The organism is Nitratidesulfovibrio sp. (assembly GCF_040373385.1).
Classification (GTDB): domain Bacteria; phylum Desulfobacterota; class Desulfovibrionia; order Desulfovibrionales; family Desulfovibrionaceae; genus Cupidesulfovibrio.
In genome coordinates, this window is record NZ_JBDXXH010000009.1 from 33816 (window position 1) to 54686 (window position 20871).

The window sequence follows — 20871 nt, forward strand, 5'->3', positions numbered from 1 at the left end:
TGTGAGGCGGTACGTCCCTATTTTTCAGGAGCAGTGCATGAAGCTTTTTCGTCTGATCCTTCCGGTCGCCCTCGTGGTGTTGGCCCCGCTTGCCCCGCTGGGAATATCCACCAGCGCCCATGCCTTTTTCGGGTTCGGCGGCAAGTACGAAACCGTGCAGCCGCAAGGCGAAACCATCCGCATCAAGGCCGCCGACATCACCCCCACGGCGAAGTTCTATGCCCTCAAGGACGGCACCACCGAAATCCGCTTTTTCGTGGTGAAGGGCCCCGACGGCACCCCCCGCGCCGCGCTGGACGCCTGCGACGTGTGCTGGCGCGAAGGCAAGGGCTACCGTCAGGAAGGGGCCAACATGGTGTGCGAGAACTGCGGCATGGTCTTCAACACCGCGCGCATCAACGAGGTGCGCGGCGGCTGTAACCCGCATCCGCTGGAACGCACCATGGATGCCAGCGGCGACCTGCTGCTGCGCGTGGCGGAGTTGAAGGCGGGGGCCAGGTATTTCGCCACCGCCAGAAAATAATCCTTACCGCAGGGAACAGCCCTGCGGACGGGGCGCCCGTTCCGGCCCTGACAGGCATGGCCCAGACAGGTCTGGTCAAGACAGGTCCTGTCTGGGCTGCCCGGCTTCTCCGGCCCGGTTTCCAGCCCTGCCTACCGGGGAGTCAGGGACCGACCACGCCGCACTGCAACCCCGCCCGCGAGCACACCATGAACATCCTGACCATTCCGTTGCGCTGCGCCCGCAAGAAGTGGCTGCGCACCCTTTCGCTGTTCTGCATCTTCACCCTGGGGGTGGCCTCCATCGTGGCCCTGCGCGAGGTGTCCGCCGTGGTGGGCGAAAGCCTGGAGCGCAAGCTGACCAGCTTTGGCGCCAACATCATGGTTTCCCCCGCGCGCGAGACGCTTACCGTCAGCTACGGCGGCCTGCCCCTGGGCGACCTGCTGCTGGACGAGGGGCATCTGGCCCATGCCGAAACGGCCCGGCGCATCCGGTCCATCGAGTTCAACGCCAACATCGCCGCCGTGGCCCCCAAGCTGGTGACCATGGCCCGCATCGGCTCGCCGGACAGGACGGGCGGCACCGCCGCACCCGTGGCCCCGCTGCCGGTGGCCGTTATTGGCGTGGACTGGCCGCAGGAACTTTCGCTGAAAGGCTACTGGGCCATAGACGGCGCCACCCCCAAGACCCCGGAAGGGGCGCTGGCGGGCCACACCGTGGCCGCGCGGCTGGGCCTTGTGCCGGGCAGCGTGGTGAACGTCAACGGCCACGCGGTGACCGTCACCGGGGTCATCGGGGCCACCGGCAGCGACGACGACAACGTGCTGCTGGCGGACATCGGCTTCGTGCAGCGGATCTTCAACCTGCCGGACAAGGCCAGCTTTGTGGAAGTGGCGGCCCTGTGCTCGGGCTGCCCCATCGACGACATCGTGGCCCAGTTGCGCACAGCGCTGCCGGGGCAGGACATCAAGGCCCTGCGCCACGTGGTGGAACAGCGCATGTATTCCGTGCACTTCGCCCAGCATCTGGCACTGGTGGTCAGCCTGGTCATCCTGCTCACGGCCTGCGCCATGGTGGTCATGTCCATGCTGTCCGCCGTCAACGAGCGGCGGCGCGAGATAGGCATCCTGCGTTCGGTGGGCTTTTCGCGCTTCGGGGTGTTCACCGTGTTCGCGTCCGAGGCTCTGCTGGTGGGCGTGGCCGCCGGGCTTGTCGGGCATCTGGCCGGGCACGGCCTGGCCCTGAAGGTGCTGGCGCTGCTGCACATGGCCGACGTGGCCCCGCCCGTGTTCAGCCCTGCCGCGCTGGCCCTGACGACGGGCGGCATCGCCGCCGTGTCCGTGCTGGCGGCGGCCTTTCCGGCGTGGAAGGCGTCGCGCGTGGAGCCTGCCGCTGCTCTTGTGTCCCTGTAGCCGATTGCCGCTATGGTCCCTGAATCCTCAGGGCGGCGGCAGGGCATGGCCGCAAAGAGCCGTCCCCATTTTCATCCCTGCACAGCTCGGCCTGTAGAAGAAGGGCACCACATGACTTCAGACCACACCGCCAACACCCCGCCCATCATCGAGGCGCGCGACCTTTGCAAGAGCTACCCGGCTACCGATGGCGGGGCGCCCGCGCCCGTGCTGCGCGGTGTTTCCCTGCGCGTGGCCCCCGGTGAATTCGTGGCCGTGGCGGGTCGTTCCGGCTCGGGCAAGTCAACCCTGCTGAACGTGCTGGCCTCGCTGACCCTGCCCGATTCGGGCACGGTGCTGTTTGACGGGCAGGACATCACCCGCGTGTCCGAGGCCCGGCGCAACCGCCTGCGCCACAGCGACTTTGCCGTGATCTTTCAGGCCCACCACCTGATGCCCTACCTGACTGCGCTGGAAAACGTGCTGCTGCCGTTCATGAACGTGCTTGCGCCAGTGCCAGCCCCCATGGCCGAAAAGGGCCGCCGCGTGCTGGACCGGGTGGGGCTTTCCGGCAAGGCAGGCTCACTTCCGGGCGCGCTTTCCGGCGGCGAGCAGCAGCGCGTGGCCATTGCCCGCGCCCTGGTACGAGACGCCCGCGTGCTGTTTGCCGACGAACCCACCGGCAGCCTGGACACCGCCACAGGCGAGGCCATTATGGAACTGCTGGCCGAACTTGGCCGCGACGGGCTGACCACGGTGATGGTTACCCACAACCCGGAGTACGCCCGCCGCGCCCACCGTACCCTGATCATGCGCGACGGCCTGATGGTGGACAGTCTGGACTGACGGATATTCCCGAGGAGTCCCGTGCCCCGTTCACGGTAAAACCCCCGTCCCGGATACACCGGGGCGGGGGTCGTCATTGCAGGGCAGAATGCCCAGGTGCTGCCCTGGTGGCGGCGCCCATGGAAAGGCTACTTGAAGCGCGCCTTTGCCGAGGCGAAGGCCGCCTCCACGGCGTCCCAGGCCAGCTCCAGACCCGCCTTCATGTCCTTCCAGGCATGCTCACCTGCATGCTGCAATTCGTCCAGTTTGCGCTTGGCCTCGTCGCGCTTGCGGCGCAGGTCGGTGATCTGCTCGTGGTATTCCACGCGGGCTTCGGCCTTGGCCAGCGCGGCCTGCACTTCCAGCTTCTCGAGCTGAGCCTTCCACAGTTCGAGCTTGTCGCGAAGGGTGCGGATGTACTCTTCCCTGGTGTTGGGCATGGTCTGCACTCCCGTGGCTGGAGATTGTGTGGGTCCGGAATGTCCGGCATCCGCGCGGCCTCGTGCCGCGCCTTCACCCGGATAATTAGGCACTGGTGCGTTACGCGACAAGGGCGGGCAGACGACACGACACGTAGTTTCCATGGCCACGGCCTGAAATTATTGATGATATGCTTGATGCTGCCCGCATTGAAACAAAACCGCCCGCCGCGAATGCTCGCGGCGGGCGGTCCTTTCTTGTCATGTTCGCCCCAACGCCATGCGGCGCATGGGGTTTCGCGCGTTTCACGCTCCGCGTTGCCGTTGCGCTCCGGTTGCGGGCGGGGTGGGGCAGCGCGATGCGGTTTGTCGCTATCGGCAGGTATCTCTCTGTCGTTTCGGCAGGTTACCCGACGTGGTCGAAGCCCGCCTGCAACGCATCCGCGTTCTTGGGAATCAGATGGCTGTAGTGGGCGGAAATGACGCTGGCCAGGCTCTTCTTCACCACGTCCAGGTCCACCACCCCGGTGGCCCGCACGTAGGCGCCCAGCGCCACCATGTTGGCCATCTTGGTGTTGCCAAGCTTGTCGGCGATGTCGTTGGCGGGCACGGCCACGGTGCGCACGCGCGCCTCGGCCTGCGATGCGTCCACCAGCGAGGCATTGAGCACCTGCACCCCGCCGTCTTCCAGCCGGGGCTGGAACTTGTCCAGCGAGGGCTGGTTCATGATGATCAGGCTCTTGGGCCGCTGGATGATGGGCGAGCCGATGTCCTCGTCCGATACCACCACCGTGCAGTTGGCGGTGCCGCCGCGCATTTCCGGCCCGTACACGGGAATGTACGTCACGTTCAGCCCGGCGTTCATGCCCGCGTAGGCCAGCAGGTTGCCGATCAGCATCACGCCCTGGCCGCCGAAACCGGCCATGATCACGTCCTGGTAGAGCGCCATCAGCACACCCCCTCGCCTTCGGTCACGTCCTTGTACACCCCCAGCGGAAAGTAGGGGATCATCTCTTCGCGAATGCGGGTATTGGCCTTCACCGCGTCCATGCGCCAGTTGGTGGGGCAGCCGGACAGCAGTTCCACGAAGCCGAAGCCAAGGCCCTCTCGCTGTACGTCAAAGGCCTTGCGCACGGCCTTCTTGGCGGCGCGGATGTTCTTCACGCTGTCCAGCGAGGCGCGGGCCGCATAGGCCACCCCGCCAAGCCCGGCGATGATTTCGGCCATGCGGATGGGCATGCCCTCGCGGTCGCGGCAGCGGCCACCGGGGCAGGTGGTGGTCTTCTGCCCGATGAGGGTGGTGGGGGCCATCTGGCCGCCGGTCATGCCGTACACGGTGTTGTTCACGAACACGATGGTGATGCGCTCGCCCCGGTTGGCGGCGTGCATCACCTCGGCAAGGCCGATGGACGCAAGGTCGCCGTCACCCTGGTAGGCGAACACGATCTTGTCCGTGCGGGCCCGCTTGACGCCGGTGGCCACGGCAGGGGCGCGCCCGTGCGGAGCCTCTACCGAATCCACGGCCAGGTAGTTGTAGATGAACACCGAACAGCCGATGGAGGCCACGCAGATGGTGTCGTCCACCACGTTCATTTCCTCCAGCACTTCGGCCACCAGGCGGTGGGCGATGCCGTGATGGCAGCCGGGGCAGTAGTGGGTGGCGCGGTCCACCAGCACGTCGGGAACCTCGAAGGCCATCTGCTCGTCGTCGGCGAGCGCCAGTCTTTCGTCAGCCTGCATCACTTGCCCCCCATGGCGTCCAGAATGGGCGCGAGGAAATCGTCAGAGCCGGGCATTTCGCCCGGCATGTGCCCGTAGAAGGCCGAATCCACGATGCCGCGAATGGAAAGCCGCACGTCCTCCACCATCTGGCCGCAGTTGTGCTCGATGGTCAGGAAGCGCTTTCCCTGTTCCGCCAGGCCGCGCAGCAGCGGACCGGGGAAGGGGAACAGGGTCTGCGGCCGCACCAGGCCCACCTTGTGGCCCTGGGCGCGCAGCTTGCGGATGGCGGACTTGGCGATGCGCCCGATGGACCCGTAGGCCACCACGATCAGTTCCGCATCGTCCGTCAGGAAGCTTTCCGCCCTGGCTTCGGCCTGCATGTCGGCGTACTTGGCCTGCAAGTGGCGGTTCTGGCCTGCAAGCGCCCCGTCCTCGAGGAACAGCGACTTCAGCAGGCGCGGCTTGCGGCCTCTGGCCCCTTCCAGTCGCCAGTCAGCGGCTTCGGTGGCGGGCACGGCGGCGGGCTTCCACGGGGTGACCGGTTCCTTCATCTGGCCCACGATGGCGTCGCCCAGCACCATGACCGGGTTGCGGTACTTGAAGGCCAGGTCGAAGGCCTCCACCATCATGTCGTAGCATTCCTGGCAGGTGGCCGGGGCCAGTACCAGCAGCTTGTAGTCGCCGTGGCCGCCGCCCTTCACCGACTGAAAGTAGTCGCCCTGCGAGGGGCCGATGTCGCCAAGGCCGGGGCCGCCCCGGTTCATGTTCACGATCACGCCGGGCAGTTCGCTGCCCGCCATGTACGAGATGGCTTCCTGCATCAGCGAGATGCCGGGGCTGGACGACGAGGTCAGCGCGCGGATGCCTGCGGCGGCGGCGCCCAGTAGCATGTTGGCCGATGCCACCTCGCTTTCCGCCTGCACGAATTCGCCGCCCGCGTCGGGCAGGGCGTAGGACATCATTTCCGGAATGTCGTTCTGCGGGGTGATGGGGTAGCCGAAGTAGCAGCGGCAGCCAGCGGCCAGCGCGCCGTGGGCGATGGCCTCGTTGCCCTTGATGAAGATGCGTTCCGGCGTGCCCGTGTCGGTTGTGTTGTGCGGCATGGGGCTACTCCTTCCCGGCCTTCTTGGCCTTGCGCGACTTGATGACGCGGATGGCGACGTCCGGACAGATCAGCGCGCACGAGGCGCAGCCGGTACAGTCCTTCATGGCATCCGCCGGTACCTCGGCAACCTTGTAGCCCTGCCTGTTGAAGCGCGAGGACTGCACGATGATGCCCTTGGGGCACACCGTGGTGCACAACAGGCACCCCTTGCAGCGCTCGTCCAGAAATACGACCCGTGACATGAAACCGTCCTTTGGGATGGAGGTTCGAAAGGCTGGTGGATGTGCCGCGCACCCAGCGCTTGCCGGGTGCCCCCTGCAACCGGACCTGCATGCCGGTGGCGGGGGTGTGCGCCGGGTGGCTCGCGCCGTCGTGCACCCAGACGTGCCCGCTGGCCGACAGGGTGCGGCGCCGCCGCGCGGCGGCTTCTACCTATAGGACAAGTTTCGCCGCTTTTCAAAGCATGGTGCGGTGCCCGGCGATGGGGCCTGCCCCAACCCGTTGGCGTGTCCGCAATCGCCTGTCAGAGCAGCAGCATGGCATCGCCGTACGAGAAGAACCGGTACCCTTGCGCCACGGCTTCTTCGTAGGCGGACAAGACCCTGGTGCGCCCGGCAAAGGCGGAAACCAGCATCAGCAGCGACGATTCCGGCAGGTGGAAGTTGGTGATGATGTGGTCTGCCACCGTGAACCGGTAACCCGGCTTGATGAAGATGTCCGTCCACCCGGTGAAGGCGCGCACCTCGCCGCAGGCACGCACCGTGCCCTCCAGGGTGCGGGTGGAGGTGGTGCCCACAGTGACCACCGGCCTGCCTTCCGCCTTGGCCGCGCGGATGGCGGCGGCGGTGGCCTCGCTCACCTCGATGTATTCGCGGTGCATGGCATGCTGGCGGATGTCCGCGCAGCGCACCGGGCTGAAGGTGCCGTAGCCCACGTACAGGGTGACCTCGGCCCATTTTCTGTCCGTGGCGGCCAGGCGGGCACGCAACTCGTCGGTAAAATGCAGCCCGGCGGTGGGGGCTGCCACCGAGCCAAGGCGGCTGTCGTCCGCGTACACGGTCTGGTAGCGGTCGCGGTCTTCCGGGGCGTCCTGGCTGCCTGTGCTTGTCTCGCGCCGGATGTACGGGGGCAGGGGCAGGTGCCCCTGTTGCAGGAACAGCTGGCGCAGGTTGCCCCGCCAATGCAGGCGCACCGCGCTGCGCCCGAAATCGCCGGGCTGGATCACTTCCACCCGCAGGTCCGGGCCAAAGTCCATGCTGTCGCCGGGGCGGATCTTCTTGGAAGCGCGCAGCAGCCCTTCGGCAGGCACACTGTACCAGCCGTCGCCTGCATCGCGCAGGCCGTCAGTCTTGCGCGCGGCGGCGTCGCTCTTCCCGCCGTCGCCCCCGGCCAGCTCCTCCAGCAGGGGCAGGGGGGTCAGCAGCAGGAATTCCACCTTGCCGCCGGTGGGCCGCACCCCCAGCAGCCGTGCGGGCAGCACCTTGGAGTTGTTGGCCACCAGCAGGCAGCCTTCCGGCAGATGGTCGCACAGGTCCGCGAAGCGGGCGTGGGTCAGCGTGCCCGCGCCACCCTTTCCCTCTGCCCGGCGGTCCAGCACCAGCAGGCGCGAACCGCCGCGTTCGGGTGCGGGGTGCTGGGCGATCTGGTCCTCCGGTAGGTGGAAGCGGTACGATTCCAGCCGGTCGTCTTCCGGCACGGTGCCTGCCGCGCCGTCTGTACCGCCGCCGGAGAGGGCAGCGGGTATCCGCCGTTCGGTTTTGTCCGTGACGGATACGCTGGTGGCGTGCTTCTGCTCGTTTCCGGTGTTGCCCATCGTGTCATCCATACGCATATATTCCTCGCGGGGCTTGCCCGCGTGGTGCATGCCGTTTGCAGTCCGGCACGACATCCGCTAGTGTCGGCGCAGTTTTCGCGGTGGGCGCTGCCCGCCGCATGGCCCGCCATAGGGCCGTACCGGAACCCCGGTCTGGCACTGCCGACCGGTAGCGGATGCCGCCGAACGGCCATGGCCGTCCGCATCATCAAGCACAGGAGAACCCCATGCGCAAGCTCGTCATAGCCGCCGCCCTGTCCGCCACTCTGCTCACCGTGCAGGGCTGCTCCTCCACGTCCATCCCGAATCCGTTCGAACCCGCCCCGCCCGCCAACGTGAACGAGGTGTACTTCGGCGAGTTCCGCGACGTGCCCATTCCCAGCGACATGACCGAGCAGACCAAGTACACGGCGGTCTCGCAGAATTCCGACGGCTCCAAGACCGGCACCCAAGTGTTCGACGGGCGCATCGACCGGCAGTCGCTGGTCAACGCCATGATCCACAACATGACCCGTCAGGGCTGGGCGCTGCGTTCGGTGTTCCGTGGTCAGCGCAGCGTGTTGCTGTTCGAAAAGGGCGACCGCAACGCCATCCTCGGCATCACCGACGGGCAGGCATATTCCACCATGGAAGTGTGGGTGGCCCAGCGTCTGCCCGAAGGGGCTGGCGTTTCCGCTGGCGGCAACACCGCGTCGGAAGGCACGTACCCCACCGGCACCTTCTCCGTGGCGCCCAACGCGCCGGTGCCCGCTGGCGGCGGCGTCAAGGAACAGGGGCTTTCGCAGTAGTCTGTCCGGCGGCGGCTGTCCAGTGCACTGGCGTGCCGCTGCCGACCAGTGCGCCGGCGTGTTGGCGCAGGCAGCACTGTCGCACCATCCGTGGCGCGGGTGTTCCGGCAGCCTGCATGTAATCTGATACGCCCGGCCGCACGCGGCAACGAGCCCAGAGGGAACATGGACGCGCATCTCGCCTTTACCCGCTTTACCGGTCGCAGGCTCCACCTTGGGGTCTGCGGCTCCATTGCGGCCTACAAGGCGCCCGATTTCGTACGCATGTGGCTCGACGCGGGAATGGACGTGGGCGTCACCCTTACCGATGCCGCCCGGCGGTTCATTGCACCGTTGACCTTCGCCGCGCTGGGCGCATCGCCGGTCTTTTCCACCATGTTTGCCGGAGGGGCTGCCCCCGGGGACGGTGCGGCGGGCTCCTCGGCCCCGTCACCTGACGACGACGTGTTCGGGCACCTCATGCCCGGCCAGTCTGCGCACGCCTTCGTCATTGCCCCTGCCAGCGCATCCACCATGGCCCGGCTTGCCCACGGCCTTGCGGACGACATGCTCTCGGCGCAGGCGTTGGCCTTTCCCGGCCCGCTGGTCATTGCCCCGGCCATGAACCCCAAGATGTGGTCCAGCGCCGCCACGCAGGACAACGTGGCCACCCTGCGCCGCAGGGGCCACGTGGTGGTGGAGCCCGGCTGCGGGCGCACCGCGTGCATGGAGGAAGGGCAGGGCAGGCTGGCCGACCCGCGCGATGTCTATCTGCACGGCCTGCGTGCGGCCTGCCCGAAGGACATGCAGGGCAGACGCGTGCTGGTCACCCTTGGCCCCACGCGTGAACAGTGGGACGGCGTGCGCTACTGGACCAACCCTTCCAGCGGCGTCATGGGTGCCTCCGTGGCAGTGGCCCTGTGGCTGCGCGGGGCAGAGGTGCAGGCCGTGTGCGGCCCCGGCACGCCGTGGCTGCCCATGGGCATCATCCGGCATGACGTGACCGGCGCGCGCCAGATGTTCGACGCCGCCGATGCGCTGTGGGATGGCATGGACGCGGGCGTGTTCACCGCTGCCGTTGCAGATTTCAGCCCCGTGCCGCTGGGTGCGGAAAAATTCAAGAAGGCCGACGCGCAGGACGGCTTCAGCGTGGCCTTCACCCCCAACCCGGACATTCTGGCCACCCTTGGCCGCCGCAAGCGGAATGGGCAGACGGTGGTGGGCTTTGCCGCCGAAACGTCCGGCCTTGCGGAAAGCATGGCCCGCAAGCTGACGGCCAAGAATGCGGACATGATCGTGGGCAATCTGGTGGGCGGCGCGGATGCCGGGTTCGGCACCGCAACCAACCGCGTCACCGTGCTGGCGCAAGGCGCGCAGCCGGAGGAATGGCCGGTGCTGCCCAAGCCCGACGTGGCATGGAGGATCGTGGATTGGCTCGCCCGCCGTTAGGCCTGCTGGAAACCCTGCGCCCGTGGCACGGCGCGGGCCTGCTGCACGTGCTGCTGCCCGAAGGGCAGGGCGCGGCATCTGGCGATGCGCCCGTGGCGGATGGAGCCGGTTACGTTGCGCAAAGCGCCCACGGCAGTGGGCCCGGCACCGAAGCCCCGGACATGCGCGCGTTTCCCGCTGCCTGCGATGCTCCCCGGTCCATGCAGGGTGAGCAGGCCTCTTCTCGTTCTGCTGCGTATGCAACCAGCGGCAACGGCGGTGATCCTTCCTTCGATCCGGACGCCTACGATATTCCTCCTGACCCCATGGGCGCCACCTACCCGCAGGATGATGCGTCCATGGGGCATGGCGTGCATTCCGCCCCCAGTGGCACTTCGGGCTACGGAGCCGGACGCGCGCAGGAGTTCCGCCAGCCGCCCCCGCGCCCCTCGCAACCCGCGCCCCCTGTGCAACCACCGAGACAGGGCGCGTATTCCGCACCCGCCGCAGACCTTGCGCAAACCCTGCCGCCCGTGGGCAGCGGCCTTGCCGCCAGTCCCCTGCCCCCGGAACAGTGGCCCGATCCGTGGCGCGTACTGCTCGGCAAGACGCCGCACCCCGCCCCCGTGTTGTGGACCTACTGGGCGCTGGGGCTTGATCTTTCCGGCTGTGCCGATGCTGCCCGGCGCGATACCCTGCGCCGCATTCTGGGGGCGTTGCAGCAGCCCAGGGGCAGCAATGCCTTCTGGCCCATTGCCATGCCCGAATCAGGCGCTGAAGCAGCGTCTTCTTCAGTTGGCGACGCCGCCGACGGTACCGCCCCAGCGGCCACGGAGCCCGTGTGCGATGCCGGATTGTTTCTGGCCGGGCTGGAGCGCATTGCACCCCGCCTGGTGGTGGTGATGGGTTCCAAGGCCCTGCGCGCCTTTGCGCCCGATCTGCGTGCTCGTCCATACCAGCAGATTCCGTGGCGGGGCAGGTTGCTCATCGTGCTGCCCGACATGGACAACCTGATTGCCGCACCTGCCACGGTGGAGGCGGTCATCGCCTATCTGCGCACGGCGCTGAAGCCCGCCGCGTTGTAGCATTCCTTTTTTTCGCCCCTTCGTCTCGCCTGTCCCTCCGCGCGGTTGCTCCCCGCCAGTCTCTCCTTGCCAGCGCAGGGCGCGCCGCATCCTGCCCCACGTTTGCGGTGTGATTCGCGCCGCTCGTTTTTTCTTCCTCTTGCTTTTCCCGCTGCCGTATTCGCGCAAACTCGTGGCGCTCGGGCTGTCCCATGGTTATGATGGTCGTAGGTCCTTTTGCGCGCGAGCCCCCCGGATTTCCGGATCAATGCCGTCCGCACAGGCCGTGCCGGAGGTTGCCATGTTCGAACTGACCACCCTGCTTACCCCTTTCGCCGCCTTGGCCGTACTGGTGCTGGTGGCGTCGCTCAAGGTGCTCAACGAGTACGAGAGGGCCGTCCTGTTCCGCCTGGGGCGGCTCATCCGGCCCAAGGGGCCGGGCCTGATCATCGTCATACCCATCATCGACCGCATGGTGCGGGTAGGCATGCGGGTGCTGACCATGGATGTGCCCAATCAGGACGTCATTACCCGCGACAACGTGTCCATTCAGGTCAACGCCGTTGTCTACTTTCGTGTTGTCGACCCGGTGAAGGCCATCAACGAGGTGGAGGATTACCTGTACGCCACCTCGCAGCTTGCCCAGACCACCCTGCGCAGCGTGTGCGGTGGTGTGGAACTGGACGACCTGCTGGCCCACCGTGACAAGGTCAACCAGGACATCAAGGCGCTGCTGGATACCCAGACCGAGGAATGGGGCATTGCCGTGCAGTCGGTGGAACTGAAGCACATCGACCTGCCCCAGGAAATGCAGCGCGCCATGGCCAAGCAGGCAGAGGCGGAACGCGAACGCCGGGCCAAGGTCATCAGCGCCGAGGGCGAATTCCAGGCGGCGGACAAGCTGGCCCAGGCTGCGGCCATCATCGCGACGCACCCGCAGGCCTTGCAGCTTCGCTATCTGCAAACCATCCGCGAGATGGCGGCGGAAAGCTCCTCCACGGTGCTACCCATTCCGCTGGACCTGCTGCGCGGGCTGTTGCCCAGGGAGTAGCCATTCCTGCCTTGGGGGTGCGTTGATTCCGGTACGGGGCAGGGCGGCAGGCCGGGGCGGGATGCGTCCAGCAAGCATCCGGCGACCGTCCGGCGACCGTCCCGGATCTTTCCCGCATCTGTCCCGGATTTCTCTGTCGCCTGTCCCGGTCTCCTCCGTGGCAGTGCAGGGCGGTCATGTATAGTGGCGCCGTGCCTACCCATGGGACTGGCCGTCTTCCCCTTGTGACCGTCTTCCGCTACTCTCCCCCCGTTGTCACGCCGCCGCCGCTGATACTCGCGGTGTTTGCGGTCCCCCCGTGCCGGGCGCAGCGCAGTGCATGCCCCAGCAACAGCCATCACAGGACGCCAGCATGCATATTCTCGTCACCGGTGCCGCCGGGTTCATCGGCTATCATCTTTCGCGCCGCTTTCTGGAGGCAGGGCACACCGTGGTGGGCCTGGACTGCCTCAACGACTACTACGACGTGCAGCTGAAGAAGGACCGTCTGAAGCAGCTTGAACCCTGTTCCGGTTTTACCTTCGCCCCGCTGGACATGGCCGACGATGCAGGCATGGATGCCTTGTTCGCGGCGCAGAAGTTCACCCATGTGGTCAACCTGGCCGCGCAGGCCGGGGTGCGCTATTCGCTCCAGAATCCCCGCTCGTACGTGCAGTCCAACCTGGTGGGCTTCGGCAACATTCTGGAAGGATGCCGCCACAACGGCGTGCAGCACCTGGTCTACGCCTCTTCCAGCTCCGTCTATGGGCTGAACACGGCCATGCCTTTCAGCGTGCATCACAATGTGGACCACCCCATCAGCCTGTACGCTGCCTCCAAGAAGGCCAACGAGCTGATGGCCCACACGTACAGCCACCTGTACCGCCTGCCCACCACCGGCTTGCGCTTCTTTACCGTGTACGGCCCGTGGGGCAGGCCGGACATGGCCCTGTACCTGTTCACCAAGGCCATTCTGGAAGGCAGGCCCATCAATGTGTTCAACGAGGGGCGCATGCGCCGCGACTTCACCTACATCGACGACATCGTGGAAGGGGTTGTCCGCGTGACGGAGCGCACCCCGCAGCCCAACCCCGAATGGCGGGGCGATGCGCCGGACCCTTCCACCAGCCCGGCCCCGTACCGCATCTACAACATCGGCAACAACAATGCCGTCGAGCTTGGGCGGTTCATAGAGATTCTGGAAGATTGCCTGGGCCGCAAGGCGGTGCGCAACCTGATGCCCATGCAGCCTGGCGACGTGGAGGCCACGTACGCCGATGTGGACGACCTTATCCGCGATACCGGGTTCAAACCGCATACCCCGCTGGAGCAGGGCATAGAAGCCTTCGTGCGCTGGTTCCGCGACTACTACAAGATGTGACGCGGGCGCGTAGCGCCCGCCGAAGCCTTTCGGCTGCCGCTGCTGCTGTTTTCCCTTTCTGCAAGCCGCATTGCCGTGAATGAGAAACGGGCATCGTCCGCAAGGATGGTGCCCGTTGTTTCATGTGAAACCTCGCAACTGCCTGAAAAAGAAGCCTGTCGATGTAAATATACTCTGGTGGTGTGTTTGTTTCCGCAATGCCATCCCGAGCAAAGTTCCCGTTGTTCTGGGGCCACGCCAGTCGTCTCGAAACGGGGTCTCGCCGGGGGCAGGTTTCCCCTGCGCTGCACATGGCAGGTTGTTGCCGGGGCCTGCACCACCTTTTCGTTGGCGAAGTCATTTTCTCGGGCGCCGTCCTCTGCGGACCCGGTACGTTTCCGGGCATGGGTGCGCACGTTTCGTAGTGCCCTGAAATAGCACACACTGTTTGTGCAAGTGCCGATGCCCGAAAGTGTTGTCCCTCGTGGCAAGCTCCGTTTTGCGTGTTGACAGGGTGTCGTGCCTCAACTAGCTATAGCCCTGTGCTTGGCGAGCCCGGCGGTCTCATTTTCCGCCGTTTTTCCCCCTCCGGCGCGCGCACGTTTCATGTGAAACATGAATTTTGCCTCTTACCCCAACAGGATAGGCAGCCGTGGCACGAATCATCGCAGTCGCCAACCAGAAGGGCGGCGTTGGCAAGACCACCTCTTCGCTCAACCTTGCCGCATCTCTCGCCATCATGGAAAAAAAGGTGCTGCTGGTCGATTGCGACCCGCAGGCCAACTCCACCAGCGGCCTCGGCATCGACCAGGAGGAAGTGCGCCACAACCTGTATTCGGTGTTCTTCCAGCCCGATGAAGTGGTAGAGGCCATTTACCCCACCCAGACGCCGTACCTGTCCATCCTGCCTTCCACCACCGACCTCGTGGCGCTGGAGCTGGAACTGGTGGACAAGATGGCACGTGAATACTACCTGGCCGACCTGCTGAAGCCGCTGGATGCCCGGTTCGACTACATCATCCTCGACTGCCCGCCGTCGCTGGGGCTGATCACTCTGAACGCCCTGTGCGCCGCGCGCGAGCTGCTGATCCCTCTCCAGTGCGAGTTCTTCGCGCTGGAAGGCATCGTCAAGCTGCTGCAAACGTACGAGCAGGTGAAGAAGCGGCTGAACCCCGGCCTGTCGCTGCTGGGGGTCGTGCTGACCATGTACGATGTGCGCAACAAGCTGTCCCGCCAGGTGAAGAACGAGGTGCGCAAGTGCTTCCCCGACCACCTGTTCGAAACGGTCATTCCGCGCAACGTGCGCCTGTCAGAGGCGCCCAGCCACGGCAAATCCATCATCCACTACGACATCAAGTCGAAGGGGGCGGAATCGTACCTGGCTTTGGCCAAGGAAGTGGTGCTGCGCAGGCCGCAGCGCCGCGAAGGGCAGGGCGGGTAGTTTTGAAAGGCGGTTCGCCGCGCTGGTGCGCGGCGAACCGTGTTTATTTGGGGTTGGCGGGTGTGAATTCGAAGCAGATGTGATCCTTGAAGTGCTTCTTGCGTACCGAGGCGCCACACTTCACGCAGTCGAAGACCAGCATGCCGCTGAGGGTTGCGTTGCGCAGCATGAACGGATGCAGGGGGTCGTGCTCCCAGTCCTCGGTGGTTGCGCCGCAGCAGTCGCAATGCACGTCGGCGCAGAAAGGATACTTGAAATCCCAGTAGTCCTTGAATGTCCGCCAGTCGGCCATGGGTTCCGGCCGGGCGGAAGGGTACATTTTTTCCAGGGCCTGTTCCAGCAGCGGCGCCACCTTGTGCTGCACGGCGGCCCAAACCTGCGGGCTCAGCAGTACGCCGTAGAGTTCGCCATGGCGGTCGTGCAGATGCACCACATGCGCTTCACGTTCAGTCATCCGGGTGTCACTCCGTAAGGGTGTTTGTTCGTCAGTCCACAGATTTAGGTAAAGATTCAGGTCTATGCGGCCCAAAGTCAAGGAGAACACGATGGCAGGACCTTCGCGCGGATTAGGCAGGGGACTCGATGCCCTGTTCAAGGGCTATCAGGAACAGCCCAAGCCCTCGGACATCCGCACGCTGCCCCTGCGCGCGCTGCGCCCCAATCCCGGCCAGCCCCGCAAGATGTTCACGGAAGCGGCGCTGGAAGAACTTGCCGCCTCCATCCGCAGCCAGGGTGTGTTGCAGCCCCTGCTGGTGCGCCCCATTCCGGGCACGGAAGGCGAGGCTGAAGGCGCGCAGCAAGCCTACGAGATCGTGGCGGGCGAGCGGCGCTGGCGGGCCAGCCAGATGGCCGGGCTGCGCGAAGTGCCCGTGCTCATCCGCGAACTGACCGACCAGGAAACGCTGGCCGTCGCGCTTATCGAAAACTTGCAGCGCGAAGACCTGAACCCCATGGAAGAAGCGCTGGCCATGCAGGAACTGCGCGAGCAGTTCGGCCTGAGCCAGGAGGACCTGGCCCAGAAGCTGGGCAAGAGCCGTCCTGCCGTGGCCAACACCCTGCGCCTGCTGCACCTGCCTGAAACCGCCCGCGACGACCTGCGCGAGGCGCGGCTGTCCGCCGGGCATGCCCGTGCCCTGCTGACCGTGACTGACCCTGCGCCGCAGGACACCCTGCGCCGCCGCATCCTGTCCGACAGGCTTTCGGTGCGCGAAGCAGAAGCGGCAGCCGCCCACTGGCGCGACCGGGGTGCACTGCCGGAGCCGCTGGCCGTGCCGCCCAGGCGTGAGGAAGCACGTCCCGCGCGCCCGCCGCAGCGGGTGGCCCCTTCCATGCGCAGCCTGCAAGGGCGTCTGCACGAGGCGCTGAGCCTGCGCGTATCCGTCAGCGGTACGGAAGAGAAGGGCAAGATCACCCTCAATTTCGAATCGGGCGAGCAGCTTACGCAGTTGTTGTCGCGCCTGGGCCTGGAACAGCGCTAGTACGGCGTATTACACTTTGTAGGTAGGTTTGATGGTCAGCTACAGCATCGATGGCGTTGCCCTGCACGCGCTGGTGGCCCGTTTGGCGGGTGCCCGCGTGTGCGTGGTGGGCGACGTGATGATCGACGAATATCTGGTGGGTGATGCCCAGCGCATTTCGCCCGAAGCCCCCGTACCCGTCATCTGCGTGGCCGAGGACCGGCACCTGGTGGGCGGCGCGGGCAACGTGGCCAAGAACATCCGCAGTCTGGGCGGTGTGCCGCGTCTGGTCAGCGTGTGCGGCAACGGGCCGCGTTCCGCGTTGTTGCGCCGCGTGCTGCGTGACGAGGGCGTGGACGCCGAGTTCGTGGAAATTCCCGGGCGGCCCACTACCCTGAAGACCCGCGTCATCGCCCGCCAGCAGCAGATGCTGCGCATCGACCGCGAGGAAACCAGTCCCATAGGCGGACAGCACCTTGCCGAGCTGCTGCGGCTGGTGGATGCGGCCAGCGCCGACTGCGATGTCGTGATCGTGTCCGATTACGGCAAGGGTGTGGTTACCGGCGAATTCATGGACGGACTGGAAGAGCTGTGGAAGAAGCGCGGCACACGTCCCGCCGTGCTGGTGGACCCCAAGACGCCCAACTTTCATCTGTACCGCAACGTGTTCCTGCCAACGCCCAATGCCAAGGAAACCAGCGAAGGGGCCCATTTGCCCACGGGCACGCGCGAGGAAATCCTGGCGGCAGGGCGGGCGATCTTCGGCACGCTGCATTGCCAGCACCTGCTGACCACCCTTGGTCCCAAAGGGATGGCCTTGTTCGAGGCGGCAGACAAGGTGTGGCACATTCCTACCACCGCGCGCGGTGTGTTCGACGTGACCGGCGCCGGGGATACGGTCATTGCCACCGTGGCGCTGGCCCTTGCCGCCGGGGTAGGGTTGCTGGAAAGCTGCATTCTTTCCAACTATGCTGCGGGCATCGTGGTGGGGCAGGTGGGGGCGGCGTCCGTGCTGCCTGCTGAACTGTGCGAGGCAATCGCCACGTTGCCGGTACCCCACGTGGACCGCTGGGCCTGACCGTTCCGGACGTTCGGTTTTTTTCAGGGTTCCCGCAAGGGAACCCTGCTTGTTTTGGTGACAATGTGCGATTTCACGTGAAACACGAAGCGTAAACGAAGGACGTAGTGTAATACGATTCGTTGGCGTTGCGTGGGCGGCGAGACCGTATGGCGGAGCACGTCGCGACGGGCTGTACGTTAGGCCACGCCGGGCATTGCCGACGGCGCGGCAGAGGGGTATGCGCAGAAAGACGCGGGCGCCGCACTGCGGACGCCCTGGAACCGGCCCTGCCCCGTCTTTTGCCAAGAGCGCGCGCAGCGCGCCCGCCAACCACGCGCAGGAGGTCGCATGGACGCCATAACGCTCATTGCCGAGCGGCGCATAGCCGAGGCGCAGGAACAGGGCGCGTTCGACAACCTGCCGGGCGTGGGGCGTCCCTTGGAACTGGAGGACGACGCCATGGTGCCCGAAGACCTGCGCATGGCGTACAAGGTGCTGCGCAACGCAGGGTATCTGCCGCCGCAACTGGACACGGCCCGCGAGATACAGACGGTGATGGACCTGCTGGAACACTGCGCGGATGAACGCGAGAAATACCGCCAGATGCAGAAGCTGAACCTGTTGCTGCGCAAGGTGGGCGCCAGCCGCAACCGACCGCTGAATTTCGAGGAGTACGAAGCGTATTACCGAAGCATGGTCAGCCGCATGCGGGTGGCGGGTCAGGCTGCTGACAGGAGTGGTGGCGAAGTGTAACCGCATCGAGGGCCGAATGGGAGACCGCACGTGCGGGCCAGCGCAAAGGGGCGCCCGGAGCTGTTGCTCCGGGCGCCCCTTTGCGCTGGCGGCATGAGGGTCGCGTACGGCTACCCCTTGCGAAGAACGACGCCGTAAAAGAATTCCCGGGCCGGGGTGTCGGCGGGTGTGCTGTGCTGGACTTCAACGGTGAGGGGGGCGGCCCCGGGGGCACCGGCGGTGGACAGCAGCCGTTCGATCTGGGCCTCGTTCTCCGCCGGGTTCAGGGTGCAGGTAATGTACACCAGGCGTCCGCCGGGGGGCAGGGTGGCCAGGGCGGCATCAAGTATCCGGCCCTGCAATGCGGCAAGTACATCGAGATCGGCAGGGACGCGGCGCAGCTTGATGTCCGGACGTCGCGACAGGGTGCCGAGGCCGGAACAGGGCGCATCGATGAGGATGGTCCGGAAGGTGCCCGGAACAGCAGGCGAACCCGCGCTGTGTTCCGTGTCTGCCCTGCCAAGCGGATGCGTCGCGCCCCTCGGGTTCGTCATGTCGGGCGCGTACAGTGCACTCGGGGGCTGCGTTGCGGAGGCGCGGACCACGGCGGGCACCGCAAGGCCCAGCCGTTCGGCATCGGCGCGCAGACCACGCAGGCGGCCCGCATTGGGGTCGCTGCACAGGCGCACGTCCACGCCGCGCTCCAGCAGGGCCAGCGCCTTGCCACCGCGTCCGCAGCAGGCATCCCACACCGGGCCTTCCCAGATGTCCGGGCGCAGGGCTTCCAGCACTTCCTGCGATGCGGCTCCCTGGCGCGACAGCAGCCCCTGGCGCTCCAGCGCGGCCACCTCTGCCGGAAAGCCGCCCACCGGAAAGACCACCCCGGCATGGCCGCAAACCGCGCCGCCGTGATCGGAAACCAACTGGTCGCGCAGCTCCTGCCAGCCGGGGCGGACGGCGTTGACGCGCACCGCCGGGGCCGGAGCTTGCGAACTGGCCGCCAGCAGGCTTGCGGCACGGTCCATGCCGTACGCATCGCACCACAGGTCCACCAGCCAGCGCGGCGCGGCATGGTACACGGAAAGAAAGTCGCGCGGGTCGGGCAGTTCGGCGCGGTACATTTCCGCGTTGCGGGCATTGTCACCCAGCCGGGCCACGTTGCGCAGCACCGCGTTGGCAAGTTTGCCGAGGCCGGAGCCGAAGCGCTGGCTGATGTGGGTGACGGCCCAGTCCACCGCGGCGTAGTCGGGGATGCGGTCCAGATGCAGGATTTCATGCGCGGCCACGCCAAGGGTCAGCAATGCCTCTGCCGGAAGCTTCTCCGGGGTCTTCAGGAAGCGCCGCAGAAGCCACGAAATGCGAATTTCCGACCGCAGATAGCCGTAAACGAGTTCCGTGGCCAGGGTGGCGTCCTGGCGCGAAATTTGAGGGTGCCGCAATGCGGTGCCGTCGGGCGATGCAGGGGAAAACCTAGCCGCACGAGTGCCGCGTGCGGGCGTGGTGGTGGCACTGTCTGCTGCGGGTGCGTGCGCATCAGCGACAGGCGCGGGACTGGCAAGCACTCCATCCAGTGCCGCCTGCACCTCCTGCCCTTTGCGCAACACGTTGTCCAATGCGGCAAGGGCGGCGGCACGGGCTGGGGGCAGGTGCGCGCTCTTGCGGTGTGGCTGGGGGCGTCGGGTGCTCATTGCGATTCCGGGGGTGTGGTTGGCGCGGGGGCAGGGGTGGAGGCTGCGGGTGGGGCTTCCGGGGCATCGCCCTCGTCTTCTCGTTCACAGCCAGCATTTCCCTCAGCTGCGCTCTCGACCGGGCGGTGGCCAAAGGTGGCCACGGCAACGGTGCCGGGCACGGCGGCAGGGGCGTCTGCCTTGTCCGCGCAATCCAGCGGCAGCACGTTCAGGAAATGGCGCAAGGCCTTTTCCACGTTGGTCAGGCTAACCAGGGTATCCAGACAGGGGCCGTTGGGCCGCTCGTTGAGCACGCCGTACACGGGAATGGGGTGGGTGTCCTGTATGCCGCTGGCAAGGTCGCGCTCGCAGGCCACGGCAATGATCAGCCGGGGTCGCTCCTTGACCACGATGCGCCGGGCAATGGTGCCGCCGGTGGCAATGGCCAGCTTGACGCCGTAGCGGTCGCGCAGGGCCAGCAGTTGCTCTATGGGGCACTGGCCGCAGCGCTTGCAGTGGTCCACGCCGTAGGTCAGGCGCACCGCGCAGTTGCTGGATTGCAGGCAGTGCGGCAGCAGGATCAGCACGTCGGACGGGGCGAAGCTGCCCGTTTCGCCGCGCACCAGCTCGTTGTTGACCTTGATGAACGAGTGGCGCACCTCTTCGCGCGAGATGCCGAACAGCCGCCCCAGCAGTTCCATGAGCGGCAGGAACAGCTTTACCGCCACGCCGCGTACCCGCTGCGAGCCGAACCACGGCCGCCCGGTGTAGATGTGCAGCACAAGGCCCAGCGTGGCCCACACGATGAGCGCGATGCACGCCACCAGCAGCGCGCCGGTGATGTCCGGCACCAAGGGATGGATATTGCCGAGTCCGATGTACGGGATGATCCACCCCACCAGCAGCACCAGGCACAGGGCAGCGGAAGTCAGGCTGATGAGCCCGATGAACAGCCGCTTGCGGGCGCCGTGGTAGTCCTCTCGCGGGAGGGAATCCGGGTTCTTGCGGATGGGTATGGACATGGGCTTGGTACTTGCGGAAGCGCGGAAAAAGTTGCGGCGTTGCGGAAGGGGTGGGCCGGAACGAAA

Annotated in this window: 21 protein-coding genes; 12 read left to right on the plus strand and 9 right to left on the minus strand. The window is 66.3% G+C overall.

All coding sequences use genetic code 11. The features are described 5' to 3' along the window. Positions 1–37: 37 nt before the first annotated feature. The 3 genes from ABWO17_RS14060 to ABWO17_RS14070 all read left to right on the plus strand — a co-directional run bounded on the left by ABWO17_RS14060 (position 38) and on the right by ABWO17_RS14070 (position 2739). Positions 38–523, plus strand: coding sequence for a DUF2318 domain-containing protein (locus ABWO17_RS14060; RefSeq protein ID WP_353119588.1), 486 nt, complete (start codon positions 38–40; stop codon positions 521–523). A 188-nt stretch (positions 524–711) separates the two neighbouring features. Further along, a complete protein-coding gene (locus tag ABWO17_RS14065; RefSeq protein WP_353119590.1) occupies positions 712–1914 on the plus strand; it encodes an ABC transporter permease in 1203 nt (400 codons plus the stop codon). Positions 1915–2025: 111 nt separating this feature from the next. Beyond that, positions 2026–2739 (plus strand): ABC transporter ATP-binding protein, encoded by a 714-nt coding sequence (locus ABWO17_RS14070; protein WP_353119592.1) that lies wholly within the window; start codon positions 2026–2028, stop codon positions 2737–2739. Positions 2740–2867: 128 nt separating this feature from the next. Here the strand turns inward: ABWO17_RS14070 and ABWO17_RS14075 are convergent, their stop codons facing one another. The 6 genes from ABWO17_RS14075 to queA form a co-directional block, all read right to left on the minus strand. Beyond that, entirely contained in the window at positions 2868–3158 is a 291-nt protein-coding gene (locus ABWO17_RS14075; RefSeq protein WP_353119594.1) for a sll1863 family stress response protein, read from the minus strand. Positions 3159–3543: 385 nt separating this feature from the next. Beyond that, the gene (locus tag ABWO17_RS14080) at positions 3544–4086 is read right to left on the minus strand and encodes a 2-oxoacid:ferredoxin oxidoreductase subunit gamma family protein (protein WP_353119596.1); all 543 of its coding nucleotides are present in this window, start codon (positions 4084–4086) and stop codon (positions 3544–3546) included. Continuing rightward, positions 4086–4877 carry a thiamine pyrophosphate-dependent enzyme gene (locus ABWO17_RS14085; protein ID WP_353119598.1) on the minus strand — a complete coding sequence of 264 codons (792 nt, stop codon included), beginning with the start codon at positions 4875–4877 and terminating at the stop codon, positions 4086–4088. Before ABWO17_RS14085 ends, ABWO17_RS14080 begins: the two co-directional genes overlap by 1 nt. After that, on the minus strand, positions 4877–5962 hold the full coding sequence (locus ABWO17_RS14090; protein ID WP_353119600.1) for a 3-methyl-2-oxobutanoate dehydrogenase subunit VorB: 1086 nt from the start codon (positions 5960–5962) through the stop codon (positions 4877–4879). Before ABWO17_RS14090 ends, ABWO17_RS14085 begins: the two co-directional genes overlap by 1 nt. 4 nt (positions 5963–5966) lie before the next feature. Beyond that, positions 5967–6206: a 4Fe-4S binding protein gene (locus ABWO17_RS14095; RefSeq protein WP_007525344.1), complete on the minus strand. Its 240-nt coding sequence runs from the start codon at positions 6204–6206 to the stop codon at positions 5967–5969. A gap of 281 nt (positions 6207–6487) precedes the next feature. Further along, positions 6488–7795, minus strand: coding sequence for a tRNA preQ1(34) S-adenosylmethionine ribosyltransferase-isomerase QueA (gene queA / locus ABWO17_RS14100; RefSeq protein WP_353119603.1), 1308 nt, complete (start codon positions 7793–7795; stop codon positions 6488–6490). Positions 7796–8004: 209 nt separating this feature from the next. On the opposite strand from queA, the gene ABWO17_RS14105 reads away from it, so the two are divergent. The 6 genes from ABWO17_RS14105 (at position 8005) to ABWO17_RS14130 (ending at position 14867) form a co-directional block, all read left to right on the plus strand. Beyond that, the gene (locus tag ABWO17_RS14105; RefSeq protein ID WP_353119605.1) at positions 8005–8565 is read left to right on the plus strand and encodes a hypothetical protein; all 561 of its coding nucleotides are present in this window, start codon (positions 8005–8007) and stop codon (positions 8563–8565) included. Between the two features lie 165 nt (positions 8566–8730). Further along, on the plus strand, positions 8731–9993 hold the full coding sequence (coaBC, locus tag ABWO17_RS14110; RefSeq protein WP_353119607.1) for a bifunctional phosphopantothenoylcysteine decarboxylase/phosphopantothenate--cysteine ligase CoaBC: 1263 nt from the start codon (positions 8731–8733) through the stop codon (positions 9991–9993). Beyond that, positions 9975–11057 carry a hypothetical protein gene (locus ABWO17_RS14115; protein WP_353119609.1) on the plus strand — a complete coding sequence of 361 codons (1083 nt, stop codon included), beginning with the start codon at positions 9975–9977 and terminating at the stop codon, positions 11055–11057. The genes coaBC and ABWO17_RS14115 overlap by 19 nt, the downstream gene beginning before the upstream one ends. A 280-nt stretch (positions 11058–11337) precedes the next feature. Further along, positions 11338–12087, plus strand: coding sequence for a slipin family protein (locus tag ABWO17_RS14120; protein WP_353119611.1), 750 nt, complete (start codon positions 11338–11340; stop codon positions 12085–12087). Between the two features lie 352 nt (positions 12088–12439). Continuing rightward, complete coding sequence (locus ABWO17_RS14125) at positions 12440–13447, plus strand: NAD-dependent epimerase (protein ID WP_353119613.1); 1008 nt, start codon at positions 12440–12442, stop codon at positions 13445–13447. 631 nt (positions 13448–14078) lie between these two features. Beyond that, a complete protein-coding gene (locus ABWO17_RS14130) occupies positions 14079–14867 on the plus strand; it encodes a ParA family protein (RefSeq protein WP_353119615.1) in 789 nt (262 codons plus the stop codon). Between the two features lie 43 nt (positions 14868–14910). On the opposite strand, the gene ABWO17_RS14135 is transcribed toward ABWO17_RS14130, so the two are convergent. Beyond that, the gene (locus ABWO17_RS14135) at positions 14911–15321 is read right to left on the minus strand and encodes a hypothetical protein (protein WP_353119616.1); all 411 of its coding nucleotides are present in this window, start codon (positions 15319–15321) and stop codon (positions 14911–14913) included. Between the two features lie 91 nt (positions 15322–15412). On the opposite strand from ABWO17_RS14135, the gene ABWO17_RS14140 reads away from it, so the two are divergent. The 3 genes from ABWO17_RS14140 (at position 15413) to ABWO17_RS14150 (ending at position 18137) form a co-directional block, all read left to right on the plus strand. Continuing rightward, positions 15413–16345, plus strand: coding sequence for a ParB/RepB/Spo0J family partition protein (locus tag ABWO17_RS14140; RefSeq protein WP_353119617.1), 933 nt, complete (start codon positions 15413–15415; stop codon positions 16343–16345). A 31-nt stretch (positions 16346–16376) separates the two neighbouring features. Next, on the plus strand, positions 16377–17402 hold the full coding sequence (locus ABWO17_RS14145) for a bifunctional heptose 7-phosphate kinase/heptose 1-phosphate adenyltransferase (protein WP_353119619.1): 1026 nt from the start codon (positions 16377–16379) through the stop codon (positions 17400–17402). A 330-nt stretch (positions 17403–17732) separates the two neighbouring features. Next, the gene (locus tag ABWO17_RS14150) at positions 17733–18137 is read left to right on the plus strand and encodes a DnaJ family domain-containing protein (protein WP_353119621.1); all 405 of its coding nucleotides are present in this window, start codon (positions 17733–17735) and stop codon (positions 18135–18137) included. 110 nt (positions 18138–18247) lie between these two features. Here ABWO17_RS14150 and ABWO17_RS14155 read toward each other — a convergent pair whose 3' ends face one another. Both ABWO17_RS14155 and ABWO17_RS14160 read right to left on the minus strand, forming a co-directional pair. Beyond that, positions 18248–19804 carry a transcription antitermination factor NusB gene (locus tag ABWO17_RS14155; RefSeq protein WP_353119623.1) on the minus strand — a complete coding sequence of 519 codons (1557 nt, stop codon included), beginning with the start codon at positions 19802–19804 and terminating at the stop codon, positions 18248–18250. After that, positions 19801–20805 (minus strand): DUF116 domain-containing protein, encoded by a 1005-nt coding sequence (locus ABWO17_RS14160; RefSeq protein ID WP_353119625.1) that lies wholly within the window; start codon positions 20803–20805, stop codon positions 19801–19803. The genes ABWO17_RS14155 and ABWO17_RS14160 overlap by 4 nt, the downstream gene beginning before the upstream one ends. Positions 20806–20871 lie beyond the last annotated feature (66 nt).

Excerpts from the sequence above, each read along its gene's own strand:
- ABWO17_RS14060 (WP_353119588.1), top strand. The coding sequence starts at position 38 with ATGAAGCTTTTTCGTCTGATCCTTCCGGTCGCCCTCGTGGTGTTGGCC.
- ABWO17_RS14065 (WP_353119590.1), top strand. The coding sequence starts at position 712 with ATGAACATCCTGACCATTCCGTTGCGCTGCGCCCGCAAGAAGTGGCTG.
- ABWO17_RS14070 (WP_353119592.1), top strand. The coding sequence starts at position 2,026 with ATGACTTCAGACCACACCGCCAACACCCCGCCCATCATCGAGGCGCGC.
- ABWO17_RS14075 (WP_353119594.1), bottom strand. The coding sequence starts at position 3,158 with ATGCCCAACACCAGGGAAGAGTACATCCGCACCCTTCGCGACAAGCTC.
- ABWO17_RS14080 (WP_353119596.1), bottom strand. The coding sequence starts at position 4,086 with ATGGCGCTCTACCAGGACGTGATCATGGCCGGTTTCGGCGGCCAGGGC.
- ABWO17_RS14085 (WP_353119598.1), bottom strand. The coding sequence starts at position 4,877 with ATGCAGGCTGACGAAAGACTGGCGCTCGCCGACGACGAGCAGATGGCC.
- ABWO17_RS14090 (WP_353119600.1), bottom strand. The coding sequence starts at position 5,962 with ATGCCGCACAACACAACCGACACGGGCACGCCGGAACGCATCTTCATC.
- ABWO17_RS14095 (WP_007525344.1), bottom strand. The coding sequence starts at position 6,206 with ATGTCACGGGTCGTATTTCTGGACGAGCGCTGCAAGGGGTGCCTGTTG.
- queA (WP_353119603.1), bottom strand. The coding sequence starts at position 7,795 with ATGCGTATGGATGACACGATGGGCAACACCGGAAACGAGCAGAAGCAC.
- ABWO17_RS14105 (WP_353119605.1), top strand. The coding sequence starts at position 8,005 with ATGCGCAAGCTCGTCATAGCCGCCGCCCTGTCCGCCACTCTGCTCACC.
- coaBC (WP_353119607.1), top strand. The coding sequence starts at position 8,731 with ATGGACGCGCATCTCGCCTTTACCCGCTTTACCGGTCGCAGGCTCCAC.
- ABWO17_RS14120 (WP_353119611.1), top strand. The coding sequence starts at position 11,338 with ATGTTCGAACTGACCACCCTGCTTACCCCTTTCGCCGCCTTGGCCGTA.
- ABWO17_RS14125 (WP_353119613.1), top strand. The coding sequence starts at position 12,440 with ATGCATATTCTCGTCACCGGTGCCGCCGGGTTCATCGGCTATCATCTT.
- ABWO17_RS14135 (WP_353119616.1), bottom strand. The coding sequence starts at position 15,321 with ATGACTGAACGTGAAGCGCATGTGGTGCATCTGCACGACCGCCATGGC.
- ABWO17_RS14140 (WP_353119617.1), top strand. The coding sequence starts at position 15,413 with ATGGCAGGACCTTCGCGCGGATTAGGCAGGGGACTCGATGCCCTGTTC.
- ABWO17_RS14145 (WP_353119619.1), top strand. The coding sequence starts at position 16,377 with ATGGTCAGCTACAGCATCGATGGCGTTGCCCTGCACGCGCTGGTGGCC.
- ABWO17_RS14150 (WP_353119621.1), top strand. The coding sequence starts at position 17,733 with ATGGACGCCATAACGCTCATTGCCGAGCGGCGCATAGCCGAGGCGCAG.
- ABWO17_RS14155 (WP_353119623.1), bottom strand. The coding sequence starts at position 19,804 with ATGAGCACCCGACGCCCCCAGCCACACCGCAAGAGCGCGCACCTGCCC.
- ABWO17_RS14160 (WP_353119625.1), bottom strand. The coding sequence starts at position 20,805 with ATGTCCATACCCATCCGCAAGAACCCGGATTCCCTCCCGCGAGAGGAC.